Annotated in this window: 16 protein-coding genes; 13 read left to right on the top strand and 3 right to left on the bottom strand. The window is 51.3% G+C overall.

Features of this window, described 5'->3' with window-relative positions; genetic code table 11:
• The first annotated feature begins 1 nt into the window (after position 1).
• The 8 genes from ftsW (at position 2) to ftsZ (ending at position 8969) form a co-directional block, all read left to right on the top strand.
• Positions 2–1168 (top strand): putative lipid II flippase FtsW, encoded by a 1167-nt coding sequence (ftsW, locus tag HRU73_RS12165; protein WP_011111599.1) that lies wholly within the window; start codon positions 2–4, stop codon positions 1166–1168.
• A gap of 64 nt (positions 1169–1232) precedes the next feature.
• Positions 1233–2306: an undecaprenyldiphospho-muramoylpentapeptide beta-N-acetylglucosaminyltransferase gene (gene murG, locus HRU73_RS12160; RefSeq protein WP_287400080.1), complete on the top strand. Its 1074-nt coding sequence runs from the start codon at positions 1233–1235 to the stop codon at positions 2304–2306.
• Positions 2296–3717: a UDP-N-acetylmuramate--L-alanine ligase gene (gene murC / locus HRU73_RS12155; RefSeq protein ID WP_287398841.1), complete on the top strand. Its 1422-nt coding sequence runs from the start codon at positions 2296–2298 to the stop codon at positions 3715–3717. Before murG ends, murC begins: the two co-directional genes overlap by 11 nt.
• A 10-nt stretch (positions 3718–3727) precedes the next feature.
• Positions 3728–4723: a UDP-N-acetylmuramate dehydrogenase gene (murB, locus tag HRU73_RS12150; RefSeq protein ID WP_287398840.1), complete on the top strand. Its 996-nt coding sequence runs from the start codon at positions 3728–3730 to the stop codon at positions 4721–4723.
• Positions 4720–5637 carry a D-alanine--D-alanine ligase gene (locus HRU73_RS12145; RefSeq protein WP_287398839.1) on the top strand — a complete coding sequence of 306 codons (918 nt, stop codon included), beginning with the start codon at positions 4720–4722 and terminating at the stop codon, positions 5635–5637. The genes murB and HRU73_RS12145 overlap by 4 nt, the downstream gene beginning before the upstream one ends.
• Before the next feature lie 86 nt (positions 5638–5723).
• Positions 5724–6452 carry a cell division protein FtsQ/DivIB gene (locus HRU73_RS12140; protein ID WP_074671157.1) on the top strand — a complete coding sequence of 243 codons (729 nt, stop codon included), beginning with the start codon at positions 5724–5726 and terminating at the stop codon, positions 6450–6452.
• A gap of 60 nt (positions 6453–6512) precedes the next feature.
• Positions 6513–7751, top strand: a complete 1239-nt coding sequence (gene ftsA, locus HRU73_RS12135) for a cell division protein FtsA (RefSeq protein WP_011111605.1) — start codon at positions 6513–6515, stop codon at positions 7749–7751.
• A 69-nt stretch (positions 7752–7820) separates the two neighbouring features.
• Positions 7821–8969, top strand: coding sequence for a cell division protein FtsZ (ftsZ, locus tag HRU73_RS12130; protein ID WP_011111606.1), 1149 nt, complete (start codon positions 7821–7823; stop codon positions 8967–8969).
• A 161-nt stretch (positions 8970–9130) separates the two neighbouring features.
• Here ftsZ and HRU73_RS12125 read toward each other — a convergent pair whose 3' ends face one another.
• Positions 9131–9373 (bottom strand): hypothetical protein, encoded by a 243-nt coding sequence (locus tag HRU73_RS12125; protein WP_011111607.1) that lies wholly within the window; start codon positions 9371–9373, stop codon positions 9131–9133.
• A 203-nt stretch (positions 9374–9576) separates the two neighbouring features.
• On the opposite strand from HRU73_RS12125, the gene pstC reads away from it, so the two are divergent.
• From pstC to pstB, 3 genes are read left to right on the top strand one after another with little or no spacing between them, the layout of a single operon-like run.
• Complete coding sequence (gene pstC, locus HRU73_RS12120) at positions 9577–10506, top strand: phosphate ABC transporter permease subunit PstC (RefSeq protein ID WP_287398838.1); 930 nt, start codon at positions 9577–9579, stop codon at positions 10504–10506.
• Between the two features lie 14 nt (positions 10507–10520).
• Positions 10521–11447, top strand: a complete 927-nt coding sequence (pstA, locus tag HRU73_RS12115) for a phosphate ABC transporter permease PstA (protein WP_287398837.1) — start codon at positions 10521–10523, stop codon at positions 11445–11447.
• A 9-nt stretch (positions 11448–11456) separates the two neighbouring features.
• Positions 11457–12257: a phosphate ABC transporter ATP-binding protein PstB gene (gene pstB / locus HRU73_RS12110; protein ID WP_011111610.1), complete on the top strand. Its 801-nt coding sequence runs from the start codon at positions 11457–11459 to the stop codon at positions 12255–12257.
• 176 nt (positions 12258–12433) lie between these two features.
• Here the strand turns inward: pstB and HRU73_RS12105 are convergent, their stop codons facing one another.
• Positions 12434–15280 (bottom strand): aconitate hydratase, encoded by a 2847-nt coding sequence (locus HRU73_RS12105; protein ID WP_287398836.1) that lies wholly within the window; start codon positions 15278–15280, stop codon positions 12434–12436.
• A gap of 215 nt (positions 15281–15495) precedes the next feature.
• On the opposite strand from HRU73_RS12105, the gene HRU73_RS12100 reads away from it, so the two are divergent.
• Entirely contained in the window at positions 15496–16329 is an 834-nt protein-coding gene (locus HRU73_RS12100; protein ID WP_287398835.1) for a D-hexose-6-phosphate mutarotase, read from the top strand.
• Between the two features lie 40 nt (positions 16330–16369).
• Positions 16370–16927, top strand: coding sequence for an NADPH-dependent FMN reductase (locus tag HRU73_RS12095; RefSeq protein WP_287398834.1), 558 nt, complete (start codon positions 16370–16372; stop codon positions 16925–16927).
• Between the two features lie 225 nt (positions 16928–17152).
• Here HRU73_RS12095 and argB read toward each other — a convergent pair whose 3' ends face one another.
• Positions 17153–18040, bottom strand: coding sequence for an acetylglutamate kinase (gene argB / locus HRU73_RS12090; protein WP_287398833.1), 888 nt, complete (start codon positions 18038–18040; stop codon positions 17153–17155).
• Positions 18041–18061 lie beyond the last annotated feature (21 nt).

The raw sequence follows: 18061 nt of genomic DNA, 5'->3' as shown, positions 1-18061 counted from the left end.
CATGATGAGTCCATCCACTTCCGCTCCGCACAATCAGCCCATTCAGCCCGAACTGGATGTGCTGCTGGTTTCAACCGTGCTGCTTTTACTAGGGCTGGGGCTGGTCATGGTGTACTCCGCCTCGATTGCAATCGCCGAAGCGAAATTTGGTGAAGGAAGCAGTTACTATTTTCTTGCCCGGCAGGCTTCATACATACTGGCGGGAATAGCTGTCGGAATCGGTTGCTTCCGGATACCGCTGCGCTGGTGGCAGGCTTATTCTCACTATCTGCTGGGATTGGGCATCCTGCTACTGCTTGTGGTCCTGATTCCGGGAATCAGCCATGAGATCAATGGCAGCCGTCGCTGGATCCCTCTGGGAATCACCAGCTTCCAGCCTTCCGAACTGATGAAGCTGATCATTCTGATTTTTACAGCAGATTATGTCGTACGCAAAGCGGCTTTCAAGGATCATTTTTTCAAGGGTTTCCTGCCTATCCTCGCATTGCTGACCATCGTCTCCCTGTTATTACTGATGGAACCGGATCTGGGCGCCACAGTCGTTATCGCGGCCATCGTCCTGTCCATCATGTTCATGAACGGAATGAGCCTGAAAATGTTTTTCGGATTGATATGCCTGGTACCGGTACTGCTGGCGCTGCTGATCATCATCGAGCCTTACCGCATGGATCGTATCAATGCTATTTTTGATCCGTGGAACGATCCCTTCGATAAGGGTTATCAGCTCACGCATGCATTGATCGCGTTCGGACTTGGTGAATGGTGGGGAGTCGGTCTGGGAAGCAGTGTGGAAAAATTGAATTATCTGCCTGAAGCACATACCGATTTCATGTTTGCCGTACTGGCCGAAGAACTTGGTTTTGCAGGGGTCGTCACCGTGATTTCACTGTTTTTCTTTTTGCTGGTGCGTATTTTCAAAGTCGGCCGCACAGCAGCCAGACTGGGAGATCAATTCGGTTCACTGGTTGCACAGGGTATCGGTGTCTGGCTGGGTTTACAGGCTTTCATCAACATGGGCGTCAATATGGGATTACTCCCCACCAAGGGGCTGACATTGCCCTTCATGAGCTATGGCGGCAGCAGTATCGTCATCAACAGTATCGCCATCGCCATACTGCTGCGAATCGACTGGGAAAACAGACTGAAACGCAGAGGATTGAACGCATGAGAGAAGACAGCTCTGATCAGCAATATGCACCGCACATGGAGTTCATACCTTGTCTCGCACGATCATGATCATGGCAGGCGGGACCGGAGGGCATGTATTTCCAGGGCTGGCAGTCGCTCGTTCCATGCAGGCGAACGGCTGGCGAATCGTCTGGCTGGGTACCCGTAACGGTATGGAAGCCGCACTGGTGCCACAGCACGGTTTTTCCATCGAATTGATCAATTTTTCCGGGTTGCGCGGCAAAAAACTGAGCAGCTATCTGTTACTGCCATGGAAGCTGGCACAAGCCTGCTGGCAAAGTTTCCGGATATTGCGCCGTCAGCAACCGCAGGTGGTATTGGGGATGGGGGGCTACCCGGCACTGCCCGGAGGAATCATGGCCGTTTTACTTGGAAAACCTCTGCTGATTCACGAGCAAAACAGAATCGCCGGCCTGACCAACAAGATACTGGCAAAAATTGCCGATCGTATCCTGCTGGCATTCCCGGGTGCCCTCACAAGCCCGGAAAATAAAACCCGGGTTACCGGCAACCCGGTACGCACAGAAATCGCCCGACTCCCGTCACCAGAAACACGCTATGCACACCGGACGGGCAATTTGCACATCCTGGTGGTTGGTGGCAGCCTCGGCGCACAAGTTCTGAACACCGTGCTGCCGCAGGCTCTGAGTATGATTCCTGAAGATCGGCGACCATACGTGACTCACCAGTCCGGGAAAGCTCACCTCGACGCTCTGCAGCAGGCTTACGCCGACCATGGCGTCACAGGAAATCTGGTGGCATTCATCGAGAATATGGCTGCACATTATCAGGATTGCGACCTGGTGATCTGCCGTGCCGGTGCCCTGACCATTTCTGAACTGGCAGCCGCAGGTGTTGCCAGTATTCTGATACCGTATCCTTACGCGGTGGATGATCACCAGACAGCCAATGCCCGGTTTTTGAGCGACTACCAGGCGGCTGTTTTATGGCCGCAATCAGAGTTGACAGCCACTTCACTTGCACAATGGCTGATGACCTGTTCACGCGCACAATTACAGTCCATGGCAACCCGTGCACGTGCACTGGCCATGCCTGAGGCTGCACAAACGGTGGCTGAAGCCTGTCAGCAATTATCGGGACAAACCAATGAAGCATAAAATCAGACATATCCATTTCGTAGGAATCGGCGGCTCCGGTATGGGCGGCATCGCCGAAGTACTGATCAACCTGGGTTTCCAGATCAGCGGTTCAGATATGCACAGCAATTCCACCACCAGGCGCCTGCAGTGCCTGGGTGCTGTCATTCATCACACCCATGCAGCCGAAAATATTCAATCTGCTGATGCCGTCGTTATCTCGACCGCTATCCATTCTGATAACCCGGAGGTGATTGCAGCACGCGAACGGCGTATCCCTGTAGTACCTCGCGCCATGATGCTGGCAGAGCTGTTGCGCCTGCGCCGCGGTATTGCCATCGCCGGCACTCATGGCAAAACCACCACCACGAGTCTGGTTGCCAGTATCCTGGCGGAAGCAGGCCAGGATCCGACATTTGTCATTGGTGGCAAGCTCAAGACGGTCGACAGTCATGCCAGATTGGGCAAGGGTGAATTCATCGTGGTCGAGGCGGATGAATCCGATGCTTCATTCCTCTACCTGCAGCCGGTTCTGACGGTGGTAACCAATATCGATGCCGATCACATGAGCACCTACGAGCATGATTTCAACCGGCTCAAACAGACCTTTGTCGAATTTATCGAACACCTGCCCTTTTACGGTATGGCAGTACTGTGCGTGGACGATCCCCACGTGCGTGAAATCATTTCCATGATTACCCGGCCAGTAACCACGTATGGCATCGCATCGGAAGATGCGCAGATATGCGCCACCAACATCCGGCACGATCGCTGCAGAATGCATTTTCTCGCCCATATTGGAGTCAATGGCTCACCGCGAACATTGGAAGTCACACTCAACCTCCCGGGTAAACATAATGTCCTGAATGCACTGGCAGCCATCGCTGTCAGTAACGAGCTGGGCGTGCCGGATGAAGCAATCGTAAAAGCATTGGCCACCTTTGGCGGAGTAGACAGGCGGTTTCAGCAATATGGCGAGATCCCCTTGCCGGATCGGGGATCTTTCGCCCTGATCGACGATTACGGACATCATCCTGCAGAAATTGCCGCCACGATGGCAGCTGCCCGCAATGCTTTTCCCGGCCGACGTCTGGTTCTGGCATTTCAGCCACACCGCTACAGCCGCACCCGGGATTTATTCGAGGATTTCGTCCGGGTATTATCCGGTGCTGATGTATTGCTGCTGACCGAAGTTTATCCTGCCGGTGAAGAGCCTATCATTGCGGCTGACAGCAAATCTCTGGCACGAGCAATCAGAGTGCAGGGAAAGATCGAGCCTATTTATATCGAGCAGATCGATGAATTGAAAGCAACCATTCATACCATTGCACAAGATGGAGATGTAATACTCATCATGGGAGCCGGATCCATCGGAAAATCCGCTCCTGATCTGGCAGAACCGGCGATGAAACTGACATTGATAACAGGCTGATCAGGAAAGCATGCAGACAGAAATTCAACTGCCAATCATGGATACCCCAGATCTGCAATCCCGCACATCCGGTATCGACACACGCCTGCTGCGGGGTGAGCTGCGTCAGCATGAACCCATGAAACGGCATGTTTCCTGGCGTGCCGGCGGGCATGCCGCCTGTTTCTACCAGCCGGCCGATCTGGAAGATCTGGCCCTGTTTTTACGCCACTGGCCGAAAGATGAGCCGGTTGTCATGATCGGACTGGGCAGCAATCTGCTGGTCCGGGATGGTGGATTGCCCGGGGTAGTCATTACATTGCATGCAAAACTCAATGATCTGTCATTGGTCGAGCAGAACGAAAGCGGTGGTCTGATTTATGCCGGAGCGGGCGTCCCCTGTGCCAAACTGGCCAGATTTGCTGCCTCACATAACCTGACAGGTGCAGAATTTCTGGCAGGCATTCCCGGCACCGTTGGTGGTGCACTGGCAATGAACGCTGGTTGTTACGGCGCTGAAACCTGGGATCGGGTAGAGCGCGTCACAACGATCGATCGCAGCGGGATTGTGCGCGAACGTACACCGGAGGACTACCAGGTTGGTTATCGTCATGTCGAGTTGCAGAGAACGCCCTCGTCCGACACACCCGATGTCTGGTTTACCGGCGGCTGGTTCCGACTTCGTCCAGGTAAAATGGAAAGTTCGCGTCAGGCTGTCAGAACGCTGCTGACTGCACGCATCAAGACTCAACCCCTGGGGTTTCCCAGTGCAGGATCGGTTTTCCGGAATCCGCCAGGAGATCATGCTGCCAGGTTGATCGAACAGTGTGGTCTGAAAGGTTTCCGTATCGGTGACGCAATGGTTTCCACGTTACATGCCAATTTCATCGTCAACTGCGGTCACGCCACTGCTTCTGAAATCGAGGCAATCATCGATACCGTGCAAAATGCTGTTCACCAGGCTACCGGAATCAGACTGATCACCGAAGTTCGCATCATCGGACAGCGCGGAGGAAGTACACAGTGAACACCCGTGACGTTGGAAAAGTAGCCGTATTGCTGGGAGGACGTTCCGCTGAACGTGAAATCTCGCTGAGAAGCGGTCAAGCCGTTCTGGCAGCATTGCAGCGGAGCAGGGTGAATGCCCATGCATTCGATCCGGCCGGGCAACCTCTGGAAAACCTTCTGCAGCAAGGTTTCGATCGAGTATTTATCGCATTGCATGGCCGTTACGGAGAAGACGGTTCGGTTCAGGGTGCACTGGAACTGATGGAACTGCCTTATACCGGCAGTGGAATACTCGCCAGTGCACTGGCAATGGATAAGTGGCGCACAAAAATGATCTGGCAGGCAGCGGGTATCAATACGCCTGATTACGTCATGCTCGATGCCAGCAGCCGTTTCCGGGATGTGGCAGACAGGCTGGGATTGCCGCTGATCATCAAACCCGCCCGGGAGGGTTCGACCCTCGGATTGAACAAAGTGGACAATGAACAGGATTTTCGATCCGCTTATCAGGCAGCTGCAGAATACGATTCACTGGTACTGGCCGAACAGTTCATCCAGGGAATCGAACTGACTGCCGCCATTCTGGATGATATGCCCCTTCCCCTGGTGCGCATCGATGTGGCAGAAGGATTGTATGACTACCAGGCCAAGTATTTTTCCGAGAACACACGCTATACCTGCCCCAGCGGGTTATCGGCAGCGTTAACCACCCGTATCCAGGAACAGGCCTTGTATGCTCACCGGATATTGGGATGTACCGGATGGAGCAGAGTGGATCTGATTCTGGATGAAAATGAACAACCTTTTTTCCTTGAAACCAATACTTCGCCAGGAATGACCGACCACAGTCTCGTGCCAATGGCGGCAAAGGCGGCAGGCATTTCCTTCGATGAACTCGTTGTTCAGATTCTGGAGCTGAGCTGTGAGCATTGAAAAGGATCTGATTGTCATGTTTCACACCCTGCTATCCGCAGAGAACCATTCATCCGGATTCCGGGCAATCGGGCAACTGTAAACGTATGTGGAACGATCATCAATCCCTGAACTTTCTGGCAAATATCCTGTTGACGGGTGTTCTGCTGGCTACGATCTATGTAGTAGGAACCAGAATATTGGCATTGCCGTTTTTTTCATTGAGGGAAGTCCGGGTGGAAGCCATGGATAAGAATCGGACGGGTAATGTCAGTCTGGTACATATCACCCGTGATCAGATCGAACAAGTCGTACGCAATTCGGCAAACGGTAATTTCATCATGATCGATCTGAAAACATTGCAGAACGCTTTTATGGAATTGCCATGGGTCAGATCGGTTAAAATTCTGCGTGAATGGCCGCCTGCATTGAACATATTATTGGAAGAGCATAAGCCACTTGCATACTGGGAAGAAACGGCCCTGGTCAATACAAATGGAGAAATATTTCACGCAATAATGGATAATGTGCGTCTTCCGGTGTTTGCTGGTCCCGATAACAGCAGTCGTTTGATTACTCAACAATATCGCATCTTCAATAAATTACTGCAGCCAACCGGACAAACTGCCATAGAGATCGTGCTGACTCCACGGCATGCCTGGCATGTTCGATTGAACACGGGAACCTGGCTCAAGCTGGGAAGAGAGCAGATCGAACAGCGTTTGAAACGTTATGTAGCGGTGCGTACACAATATAATGAAAGTCTGGATCGGTACGGAAGTTCCGCTTATGTGGATCTGCGCTATGCCAGCGGGTTTGCAATACGCATACCCTGATATTGCATTGAATCTCAGGGCAGACAAACACTATGACTATGAAATCGGGGGGATTTTCAAATGAGTAAAGTCAAGGAAGGCAAAGATCTGATTGTCGGTCTTGATATCGGCACATCGAAAATCGTGGCCATTGTCGCTGAAATGAAGCCCGAAGGTGGATTCGAGATCATCGGTCTGGGCAGCCACCTCTCACGTGGCCTGAAAAAGGGTGTGGTCGTCAACATCGAAGCGACCGTCAATGCCATTCAGCGTGCCCTCGAGGAAGTCGAGCTCATGGCGGGCTGTCGGATCAGTGAAGTGTATGCCGGGATCGCCGGTAACCATATCCGCGGTTTCAACTCACATGGCATGGTGGCGATCAAGGACAAGGAAGTCACTCAGGCAGATGTCGAGAAAGTGATGGAAACTGCCAAGGCGGTGAATATTCCGGCCGATCAGCAGATCCTGCATATCCTGAACCAGGAATTCATTATCGATGGCCAGGAAGACGTGCGCGAACCTGTCGGAATGAGCGGTATCCGGCTGGAAGTCAAAGTGCATATCGTAACCGGAGCAGTATCCGCTGCCCAGAATATCGCCAAATGCATCCATCGCTGCGGACTGGATGTACGGGATCTGGTGCTCCAGCCACTGGCCTCGGCCAAAGCAGTGCTTTCCGAAGATGAAAAGGATCTGGGTGTATGTCTGGTCGATATCGGCGGAGGAACCACCGATATCGCTGTTTTTACGGATGGTGCAATCAGACATACTGCGGTGATCCCGGTGGCAGGTGACCAGATCACCAATGACATCGCCATGGCGCTGCGCACCCCCACGAAAGATGCGGAGGATATCAAGTGTCGTTATGGCATTGCCTTACGCACGCTGGCTGATATCCGCGAAATGGTCGAGGTTCCGGATGTTGGAAATCGCGGTGCCCGCCCGTTGTCGCGGCAAACCCTGGCTGAAGTCATCGAACCACGCGTGGAAGAGCTCTACCTGCTGATTCAGGCAGAACTGAGACGCAGTGGTTTCGAACAGCTGCTCTCGTCAGGGATCGTCATCACCGGCGGCAGCAGTTCCATGCTGGGAATGGTCGAGCTGGGGGAAGAGATTTTTCACATGCCTGTGCGTCTGGGATTGCCGGTCTATAACGGCAGCCTGGAGGAAGTGGTACGGACACCGAGATACTCAACTGCCATCGGTCTGGTGATGGTCGGCATGGAAGATCGTCTCCATCACCATCAGGCAAAACTGAAAAGCAGCTCTACCAGGCAGATTCTGGCAAAAATGAAAGGATGGTTTCAGGAAAATTTTTAAATCGGGTTTTAATGAAGTTTTATCTGCGGAATATTGTTTGAAAACTCACCATGCAATAGGAGAAACATAATGTTTGAGATCACGAATACCGAACCACTTGAAGCCGTCATCAAAGTCATAGGTATTGGCGGATGTGGCGGAAACGCCGTGGATCATATGATTCGCAATGAAGTAAAAGGTGTCGAATTCATTTGCATGAACACCGATGCGCAGGCACTCCAGGGAAATCGTGCACAGACCCTGTTGCAGTTGGGTACCAGTGTTACCCGCGGACTGGGAGCAGGCGCCAATCCGGATATTGGCAAGGAAGCCGCTCTGGAAGATCGGGATCATATTGCTGAAATCGTCCAGGGCGCTGATATGTTATTCATTACCGCCGGGATGGGGGGAGGTACGGGTACGGGTGCTGCTCCGGTCGTGGCCCAGATTGCCAAGGAAATGGGTATCCTGACCGTTGCCGTTGTCAGCAAACCATTCTCTTTCGAGGGTAAACGCCTGAAAGCAGCACAAGCTGGAATGGAAGCACTGGCAGAACATGTCGATTCACTGATTGTCATCCCGAATGACAAACTGATGAAAGTGCTGGGCAATGATATCAGCATGCTGGACGCCTTCAAGGCAGCAAACGACGTACTGTATGGTGCCGTAGCAGGTATCGCGGAAGTCATCAATTGTCCGGGGCTGGTAAACGTGGATTTTGCTGACGTCAAAACGGTCATGTCTGAAATGGGCATGGCCATGATGGGCTCTGCAGCCGCCAGCGGTGTCGATCGTTCACGTATGGCTGCGGAAGAAGCCGTTGCAAGCCCGCTGCTCGAAGAAATCACGCTGACAGGCGCACGGGGTGTACTGGTAAACATCACCGCCAGCTCAGCCATGAAAATGCGTGAAGTACAGGAAGTGATGGACATCGTGAAAAAAATGACGGCTGAAGACGCAACTGTCATCGTCGGTACAGTCATCGATGAAAATATGGGTGACAGTCTGCGTGTAACACTGGTCGCAACGGGGCTTGGCAATATCAATCAACAATCCCAGAGACCCATGACCGTTATCCATACCCGAACAGGTACCGATGACAGAATTTCCTCTCACCAGGTGGATGAACCTGCAGTCATGAGAACAGGAAGAAGGAGCAATGCTGCGGTCACAGCCATGCAGCAGGCTGGCATGGATCCGATGGATATTCCTGCTTTCCTCAGAAGACAGGCTGACTAAGATCTATCCGCTGAAAATCATTCCGCTCCGGATAATTTGCATCTCTGCATTTTAACGTCATACAAAAACCGCCCTTTCAAGGGCGGTTTCTGCAGCATCTCCCCAAAATGCGGGTGATATCACCAGTTTATTTGCTTTATCTGTACGCTGGTTCAATTCGTTCACGGATACAGTCGTTCGTGGATTTCTTTCAGTTTATCGAGCTCCAGAACTGCTTCAAATGGAAAACCGGAACGATCCCGCCCTTTTTCTGTAATCAGCAGTTTTTCCAGGTAACGATAAAATTCCACATATCCCCACAATAACTCTATCTGACCGGCAACTCTCGGATAATCCCTGTCAAGAATCGATTCCCGGTCACCCAGATAAGTGGCGAATTCTTTTATGGTGCGTTTCAGCGTCATGAAATTTACTCCAGCCCGACTTCGACAAAATAATCATTCTGCAATATCGACCTGAATTTATGACGGGTTTAATTGTTTTCAGTTGAATGCTCCTGTATTTCAGCTGACTTTGTTTCTCAACCTTCCATTTTCATCAAACTGTAATAATTGATTTCTAGAATGACTCGTCCCCACATATCCGGATTGCTACCCAGACGATCAGAATGCCTATCCCGAACAACACCGATCATTCACCCGGAAGTCTACGTCGCAGCTATAAACGATACCTCAAAGAACGAATAATAGAATTGCTGCTGTTCCTGGCCGCTTTTCTTTCCGTTTTCATTACTTTTGCCATCATTTACCTGCTGATTTCAGAATCACTGGTATTTTTTGAGCATGTTTCTGTATGGGATTTTCTAACAGACACACAATGGACACCATTGTTTGACGACGCCCATTACGGAATACTTCCGCTTGTTTCAGGAACAGCCATCAGCTCGCTGGTTGCACTCGTCATAGCGCTTCCCTTTGGTACGATCATTGCCATCTATCTTTCGGAGTTTGCACCCTTCACGGTGAGAGAGATAGCCAAACCATTCCTTGAATTGCTTGGAGGCATTCCGACAGTCGTCTATGGATATTTTGCGTTACTGTTCGTCACCCCCCTGCTGCAGACCATTCTTCCAGATCTGCCTGGTTTCAGTCTGCTGTCTGCAGGGCTGGTGATGGGAATCATGATCATTCCCTACGTCAGCTCGATGACAGAAGATGCCATGCGTTCTGTACCAATGCACTTGCGGGAGGGGTCGTACGCCATCGGTGCCACACGATTCCAAACGGCAATCAAAGTAGTGATGCCCGCCTCTTTGTCCGGTATTGCAGCCGCCTATATTCTCGGCATTTCCCGTGCTGTCGGAGAAACCATGGTAGTTGCAATTGCAGCAGGCATGCAGCCCAATCTGGTATGGAACCCGATGGAACCGGCAGCAACCATTACCACCTATATCGTCCAGGTCAGCCTGGGAGATTTGCCGCATGGCAGTGTCGGGTACCAGACGATCTTTGCTGCGGGACTGACACTCCTCCTGCTGACCCTGGTTTTCAATATCCTGGGGCATTTACTGCGCAAGCGATACCGTGAGGTTTACTGATACCCATGCTACCTATGAATCACCCTGACAATCTGAATGAAATACGTACCATCATTGCTTATCACAAGCGCTGGGACTTACTGGCGCTGGTAGCAGGTATTACCGCACTGATGATCGCGATTCTGACGTTCATCGCACTGTTCGGGAGTATGGTCATCGACGGAATGCCACGCCTGACCTGGGAATTTTTCACTTCCTTTCCCTCTCGCAAACCGGAAGCAGCCGGGATTCTCTCCGCATGGGTCGGCACGACATTGATCATGCTGGTGACAGCGGCAGCGGCCGTTCCTCTCGGTGTGGCGGCCGGTGTTTATCTTGAAGAATACGCACCGAAAAACCTCATCACCGAAATCATCGAAATCAATGTCACCAATCTGGCGGGCGTACCCTCCATTATTTATGGTCTGCTGGCACTGGGGCTGTTCGTCTATCAACTCGGACTGGGCCAGAGTATCCTCTCAGCCGGGCTGACACTGGCGCTGCTGATTCTGCCAATCGTCATCGTTGCAACCCGTGAAGCGATCAGATCCATTCCCGTTTCCATCCGTGAAGGGGCTTATGCCCTGGGGGCAACCAAATGGCAAACAGTATCAGATCATGTCCTGCCTTATTCCGCAGCCGGTATTCTGACGGGAGTCATTATCGGACTGGCGCGTGCGATTGGAGAAACAGCACCAATCATCACGATCGGTGCACTGACATTCATTGCTTTTCTGCCTCCATCCCCCATTCAGGATCAGTTCCCGTTCGTATCGTTCCAATGGCTGATGGAGCCATTTACAGTTATGCCAATTCAGATGTTCAACTGGATATCGAGACCGCAAGAAGCCTTTCAGCATAATGCAGCGGCTGCCGGCCTGGTACTGGTCGTCATGACGTTACTGATGAACGGACTCGCCATTTATCTGCGCTATCGTCTGCGTAAAAATATCAAGTGGTAAATCAAAATCATGCAAATATTCAAACCTGCCAGCGGCCACACTCATTCTACTGTCCAGAAATCAGTGGTCAATAAACTGAACTTCTATTACGGGGGTTATCAGGCACTTAAAAATATCGATATGATGGTCTATGAAAAACAGGTAACTGCCCTGATCGGGCCGTCAGGCTGCGGTAAATCGACCTTCCTCCGATGTTTCAACCGCATGCATGATCTGTATCCGCGTAACCATTACGAGGGAGAGATCATCCTCCACCCGGATAATGCAAACATTCTCTCACCCGAAGTGGATCCGATCGAAGTCAGGATGCGGATTAGTATGGTATTTCAAAAACCCAATCCCTTTCCCAAGTCAATTTTTGAGAATGTGGCCTATGGCCTCAGGATACGAGGTGTCAAACGCCGTTCCATTCTCGAGGAACGGGTAGAAAATGCACTGCGTAATGCTGCATTATGGGAAGAAGTCAAAGATCGGCTTGGAGATCTTGCCTTCAATCTCTCGGGTGGCCAGCAGCAACGACTGTGTATCGCCCGTGCTCTGGCGACGGATCCTGAAATCCTTTTATTCGATGAACCCACCTCTGCGCTGGATCCAATCGCAACCGCAAGTATCGAAGAACTGATCTCGGATCTCAGGAACAAGGTTACGATCCTGATCGTGACCCACAATATGCAACAGGCTGCCAGGGTATCGGACTACACCGCCTATATGTATATGGGTGAGCTGATCGAATTTGGCGCTACCGACACCATCTTCATCAAACCAAAAAACAAACAGACTGAAGATTACATTACCGGCCGATTCGGCTAAGGTAATTCCTGCCTTTTACACCATCATATTTATTCCAAGCCGGTCATACGGTGTGATACGCGACATTGTTACCTATAGCCCCGGCTCTGAATGATCTCTTTTATGGACCATTCAGAGCTTGCAGCGCTTCACGATAATTCTGATATCAACTCGCGGACGACTAAAACCAAGGTAACTCACGCATACGCTTTTCTCAGGACATAAGGCAGAATACCGCCATGGTAATAATAGTCGACCTCGATAGCAGTATCGATGCGGCAACGCAGCCTGATTTCCCGGCGGGAGCCGTCCTGCCCGTGAATGATCAGTGTCACTTCCTGCTGTGGCTGAATATTGCCCAGATCAGGAAGCTCGAATGTCTCATTGCCCTGAATACCCAGTGAACTGACGCTATCACCCTCCTTGAACTGCAGAGGCAACACACCCATGCCGACCAGATTGCTGCGATGGATACGTTCGTAACTCTCTGCGACAACTGCTTTGACGCCCAGCAGTTGCGTGCCTTTAGCAGCCCAGTCACGACTTGATCCGGTACCGTATTCCTTGCCGGCGAATACGATCACAGATGTTCCATCTTCGATATACCGCATGGCTGCATCGAAGATACTCATTTGCCTGCCATTGGGATCATCCTTGCTGCGATACAGCGTAACACCTCCCTCGCTGCCGGGTATCATCAGATTTCTGATACGCACATTGGCAAAAGTACCACGCATCATGACATGGTGATTGCCCCGGCGTGAGCCGTAACTGTTGAAATCCATCCGGGCAACGCCATGTGCCAGCAGATATTGTCCTGCCGGTGAAGATTCCTTGATGGCTCCCGCCGGGCTGATATGGTCAGTAGTCACCGAGTCACCAAAAATCGCCAGCGCACGCGCACCATGAATGGCATCCGGTGTTCTGGTTCGGTCGATCTCCAGAGAAAAATCCTCGAAAAACGGTGGCTCGGCAATATAGGTGGAATCCGGCCAGTCATACAGCCTGCCTGTCACCGCAGTAATGCCATTCCAGAGCGGGTGGTCCCGGGTGAAATCACTGTACAAGCGGCGGAAAGTTTCTGCCTGGGTCGCAAATTTCATCATCGATTCGATTTCGGCACTGTCCGGCCAGATATCCTGCAACCACACGGGCTTGCCATCCTTACCCTCTCCCAGCGGCTCACGGGTAAGATCTTTCAGCACCGTTCCAGCAATTGCATAGGCCACCACAAGCGGCGGAGAAGCCAGAAAATTGGCACGAATGCTGGGATGAACGCGTGCCTCAAAATTACGGTTTCCTGACAGCACAGCCGCACATACCAGATCATCCTTTACAATGGTTTCTTCAATGACTTCCAGCAGAGGCCCGGAATTTCCGATACAGGTGGTGCAGCCGTAACCGGCCAGACTGAAACCAAGCTGCTCCAGATAGGGCAGTAAACCGGCAGCACCGAGATATTCCGTAACGACACGGGAACCGGGTGCCAATGAAGTCTTGATATGTTTCCTGACTGACAGACCTTTCTCCACCGCCTTCTTAGCCAGTAAACCTGCCGCAATCAGTACACTCGGATTGGATGTGTTGGTACAGGAAGTGATCGCGGCAATCAATATATCGCCATGATGCAACTTAATCGGTCGTGCCGGCGATACAGGGACAGCAGTCTGCTGTGTGGGATGATTATTGACCATTTCAACCGCATTGCGCGCACTGCCCGGTGGTAACGTCAACTCGCTCTGACTGGTGTCAGGGGCGATGCAAAGCTTGGATTCCACGTGACGGCTGTCGCGGGTGGAATAAGTATCATCCAACACTTCTGCCGGTTTGCCATAACCATTTTCCTTGACAGATTTGCTGAAAAGTTCAGTAAAGCTGTATTTCAGATCTTTGAGTGCTATCCGGTCCTGCGGGCGCTTCGGCCCGGCCAGAGAAGGCACGATCGTATTCAGATCGAGCGTCAGCTCCTGGCTGTAGTCGATCTCTCCCGGGTGCGGCATGCCGAATAATTCTTGTACCTTAAAATAGCGCTCAAACGCATCGATTTCTTCATCAGTACGGCCGGTATGACGGAAGTAGGTCAGTGTTACATCATCCACTGGAAAAAAACCCATAGTGGCGCCGTACTCGGGTGCCATGTTGGCAATCGTGGCACGATCCGGCAAACTGAGCGAAGCAGCACCCTCACCAAAAAACTCGACAAATTTGCCCACGACATTGGCCCGGCGTAGCATTTCCGTTACTGTCAGCACCAGATCGGTTGCAGTGACTCCTTCCCGCAGCCGCCCGGTCAGATTGACACCCACCACATCCGGTGTCAGAAAATAGACCGGTTGTCCCAGCATACCGGCTTCGGCCTCGATCCCTCCTACTCCCCAGCCCACCACACCGATACTGTTGATCATCGTGGTATGCGAGTCGGTTCCTACCAGTGTATCCGGGTACATCAGTCCATCCTTCTGATGCACGCCGCGCGCGAGATATTCCAGATTGACCTGATGCACGATACCGATTCCCGGTGGCACCACGCCAAATGTATCGAATGCCTGCATCCCCCATTTGATGAACTGGTAGCGTTCCTGATTGCGCTGGAATTCCACTTCCATATTGCGTGCCAGTGCCTGGCTGTCACCGTAGTAATCCACCTGAATCGAATGGTCGACTACCAGGTCAACCGGCACCAGTGGTTCGATCAATTCAGGATTTTTTCCCAATCTCCTGGCTGCACTGCGCATTGCGGCCAGATCAACCAGCAGCGGCACGCCGGTAAAATCCTGCAGTACGATGCGCGCCACCACAAACGGAATTTCCTGGGTACGTTCTGCTCTCGGCTGCCAACCGGCAAGCTGCCTGACATGAGTTTCGGTGATCTTTTTTTCATCATAATTTCGCAATATCGATTCCAGCACAATACGAATTGAAACCGGCAGGCGCGAAATTGCTCCCAAACCAGCCGCACCCAGCGCAGGCAGTGAATAAAACTGAACGGTTTTACCGCTGGCAAGTGATAGCGTGCTTAAACTGTTGAATAAATTATGGGCCATGTTGATTCCTCGAATAAAAGACTTTGAGCATTTTGTGTTTATGCAGTAACCGATTGAGTTTATCATTCAGCATAGACTGCGGCCAGATACTTGACCTGATGCCAGTGGTTACAGGATTTTTTGCATTTCTAAACGGGAAAATGATGAATATTGAACAATTAAACAAAAATTACAAAATTGGGGAACAGGTAGTTTTTGCAGAGGGTGAAGGAGGTTTGCCCTTTATTCATGTCAGGAATGACAAAGCCAGCGCGCTGATCTCGGTTTATGCCGGGCAGGTACTTGCATACCGGCCTCAGAGTATTCAGGACGATCTTCTGTTCCTGAGCAAGCGCGCCTATTATCAGGCGGGCAAGGCAATCAAGGGAGGCGTGCCAATCTGCTGGCCGTGGTTCGGTCCGGACCCGGAAGGCAGAGGGCGTCCCGCACATGGCTTCATGCGTAACCGCATGTGGGATATCGTCGAAGTATCCGCAACACCGGAAGGCAATACTCGCATCGTACTGGGATCGACAGATACCGAAGAAACACAATCCATCTGGTCCCGCTCATTCGTACTGCGGCTGGAAATCACTATCGGCGATACGCTCAATCTTGAACTGGTAACCCGCAATTCCGGTTCACAGGCGTGCACCGTCACCCAGGCTTTTCATACCTATTTCAGCGTGGGAGATATTCGCCAGACCCATGTATCCGGTCTGGAAAATACCCGCTATATCGACAAAGTGGACGATAACCTGGAAAAAAACCAAACTGGATCGGTGACTATCGATGCGGAAGTGGATCGAATCTACCAGTCGGTTGGCAGCAATCTCGTCATTCATGATACTGCCCGCAAGCGCCGTATCCACATTACTTCCAAAGGTAACCGAACAGCAGTAGTATGGAACCCCTGGGCAAAAATTTCGGCTGAAATGGCAGATCTGGAAGACGATGATTACCTGCGTTTCATTTGTGTGGAGACCACCAACGCTGCAACAGACCGGGTACATATCCAGCCCGGCAGCGAATTCCGGCTGATTGCCAATTACCGGATCGAGCAGGATTGACAGAATATTTCTAAATTTCTCGAAAAGGAAAATGATAGCCATGAAACTTCATATCATTACCTGCAGTACCCGCCCCGGGCGTATTGGCCCTTATGTCACAAAATGGTTTAGCGAGGTCGCCGTACAACACGGCAAATTTGAAGTCGTGCCAGTCGATCTGGCCGAATTCAATCTGCCGGTATACGACGAGCCGGAACATCCCATACGCCAGCACTATCAACATGCGCATACAAAAAACTGGGCAGCCAGCGTCAGCGCAGCAGACGCTTACGTATTCGTTACGCCGGAATATAATTTTGGCCCGCCGCCTTCGCTGCTCAATGCGCTCAACTATGTCTACAAAGAGTGGAATTACAAACCTGCCGGGATAGTAAGTTACGGTGGAGTATCAGGTGGATTACGCTCGGCACAGATTCTGAAGCAGACCCTGACCACCCTGAAAATCATGCCTATGATGGAAGCTGTGGCTATTCAGAATGTTTCCACACTCATCGGTGAACACAAACAGTTTATGCCCAGTGAACATCACACCAGCTCTGCAGTAACGATGCTGAATGAACTGTATAAATGGGCACAGGCACTCAAAACACTGCGATAGTGATCTACGTCAAGTTGCAGCTAACAACTCGTGTTACTTATTCAGATTAAACGCAAAGTCGACAAGGCACCCCGGCTGACTGCCAAAAAATTGTACTTTTTACCATTAGCTGAGTTTTCCCGTCAGACGGCTCACATCGCGTCGATAATGATGCGGCAAAAATACGGAACAAAGAATCGCTACACCATCCCATGACATAAACGGTTCCTGCTCCGGCTGGGTTTATCAGCCATCACCCTTGATCAGGGTTCCCACTCCTTCGTCCGTCAGTATTTCGAGCAGGAGGGCATGCTGTACTCGCCCATCGATGATATGGCAGGATTTGACGCCATTCTTGACCGCATCCAGCGCAGATTTTATTTTGGGTAGCATGCCACCGGAAATCGTGCCATCTGCAAATAGTTCATCCACCCGACCGGCAGTCAAACCGGTGAGCAGGTTACCATTCTTATCCAGCACACCAGGTGTGTTGGTCATCAGAATCAATTTTTCGGCTTTGAGCGTTTCTGCCAGACAGCCTGCTACAAGATCAGCATTGATATTGTAGGATTCTCCATCTTCGCCAACACCGATGGGTGCGATCACGGGAATGAAATCGCGGGTATCGAGCAATGCGATTAGTGAAGGGTCGATATACTCGATTTCACCGACCTGGCCAATGTTGATCCATTCCCCGGCTTTTTCCTTATCCTGGATCAGCATTCTTTTGGCGCGAATGAACATTCCGTCTTTTCCGGTCAACCCTACTGCCTGTCCACCGTGGCGGTTGATGAGATTGACGATCTCCTTGTTAATGAGGCCGCCAAGTACCATTTCGACGATGTCCATAGTTTCGGCATCTGTAACCCTCATACCTTGTATGAATACGCCTTCCTTACCGACCCGTTTCAGCATGTGATCAATTTGCGGGCCACCGCCGTGGATGATGACCGGGTTCATTCCAACCAGTTTCAGCAATACCACATCTCTGGCAAAACCCTGCTTGAGCGCTTCCTCAGTCATGGCATTGCCGCCATATTTGATGACAATGGTTTTATCGTGAAAACGCCGGATATAGGGTAATGCTTCAGCCAGGATGTTGACTTTTTCGTTTATGGCAGAGGGAGACGGCATGTCTGAGAAATTAAAAAAATT

Source organism: Nitrosomonas sp. H1_AOB3 (assembly GCF_015709435.1).
Classification (GTDB): domain Bacteria; phylum Pseudomonadota; class Gammaproteobacteria; order Burkholderiales; family Nitrosomonadaceae; genus Nitrosomonas; species Nitrosomonas europaea.
Note: the sequence above shows the minus strand (reverse complement) of the source record. Positions and strands in the feature narration are given on the sequence as shown.

What these genes read in the sequence shown, in the direction of transcription:
- pstB (WP_011111610.1), top strand. Translation starts at nt 11,457, where the DNA reads ATGCAAATATTCAAACCTGCCAGCGGCCACACTCATTCTACTGTCCAG.
- HRU73_RS12095 (WP_287398834.1), top strand. Translation starts at nt 16,370, where the DNA reads ATGAAACTTCATATCATTACCTGCAGTACCCGCCCCGGGCGTATTGGC.
- HRU73_RS12125 (WP_011111607.1), bottom strand. Translation starts at nt 9,373, where the DNA reads ATGACGCTGAAACGCACCATAAAAGAATTCGCCACTTATCTGGGTGAC.
- ftsZ (WP_011111606.1), top strand. Translation starts at nt 7,821, where the DNA reads ATGTTTGAGATCACGAATACCGAACCACTTGAAGCCGTCATCAAAGTC.
- murB (WP_287398840.1), top strand. Translation starts at nt 3,728, where the DNA reads ATGCAGACAGAAATTCAACTGCCAATCATGGATACCCCAGATCTGCAA.
- HRU73_RS12140 (WP_074671157.1), top strand. Translation starts at nt 5,724, where the DNA reads ATGTGGAACGATCATCAATCCCTGAACTTTCTGGCAAATATCCTGTTG.
- pstC (WP_287398838.1), top strand. Translation starts at nt 9,577, where the DNA reads ATGCCTATCCCGAACAACACCGATCATTCACCCGGAAGTCTACGTCGC.
- ftsW (WP_011111599.1), top strand. Translation starts at nt 2, where the DNA reads ATGATGAGTCCATCCACTTCCGCTCCGCACAATCAGCCCATTCAGCCC.
- argB (WP_287398833.1), bottom strand. Translation starts at nt 18,040, where the DNA reads ATGCCGTCTCCCTCTGCCATAAACGAAAAAGTCAACATCCTGGCTGAA.
- murG (WP_287400080.1), top strand. Translation starts at nt 1,233, where the DNA reads ATGATCATGGCAGGCGGGACCGGAGGGCATGTATTTCCAGGGCTGGCA.
- pstA (WP_287398837.1), top strand. Translation starts at nt 10,521, where the DNA reads ATGAATCACCCTGACAATCTGAATGAAATACGTACCATCATTGCTTAT.
- HRU73_RS12105 (WP_287398836.1), bottom strand. Translation starts at nt 15,280, where the DNA reads ATGGCCCATAATTTATTCAACAGTTTAAGCACGCTATCACTTGCCAGC.
- murC (WP_287398841.1), top strand. Translation starts at nt 2,296, where the DNA reads ATGAAGCATAAAATCAGACATATCCATTTCGTAGGAATCGGCGGCTCC.
- ftsA (WP_011111605.1), top strand. Translation starts at nt 6,513, where the DNA reads ATGAGTAAAGTCAAGGAAGGCAAAGATCTGATTGTCGGTCTTGATATC.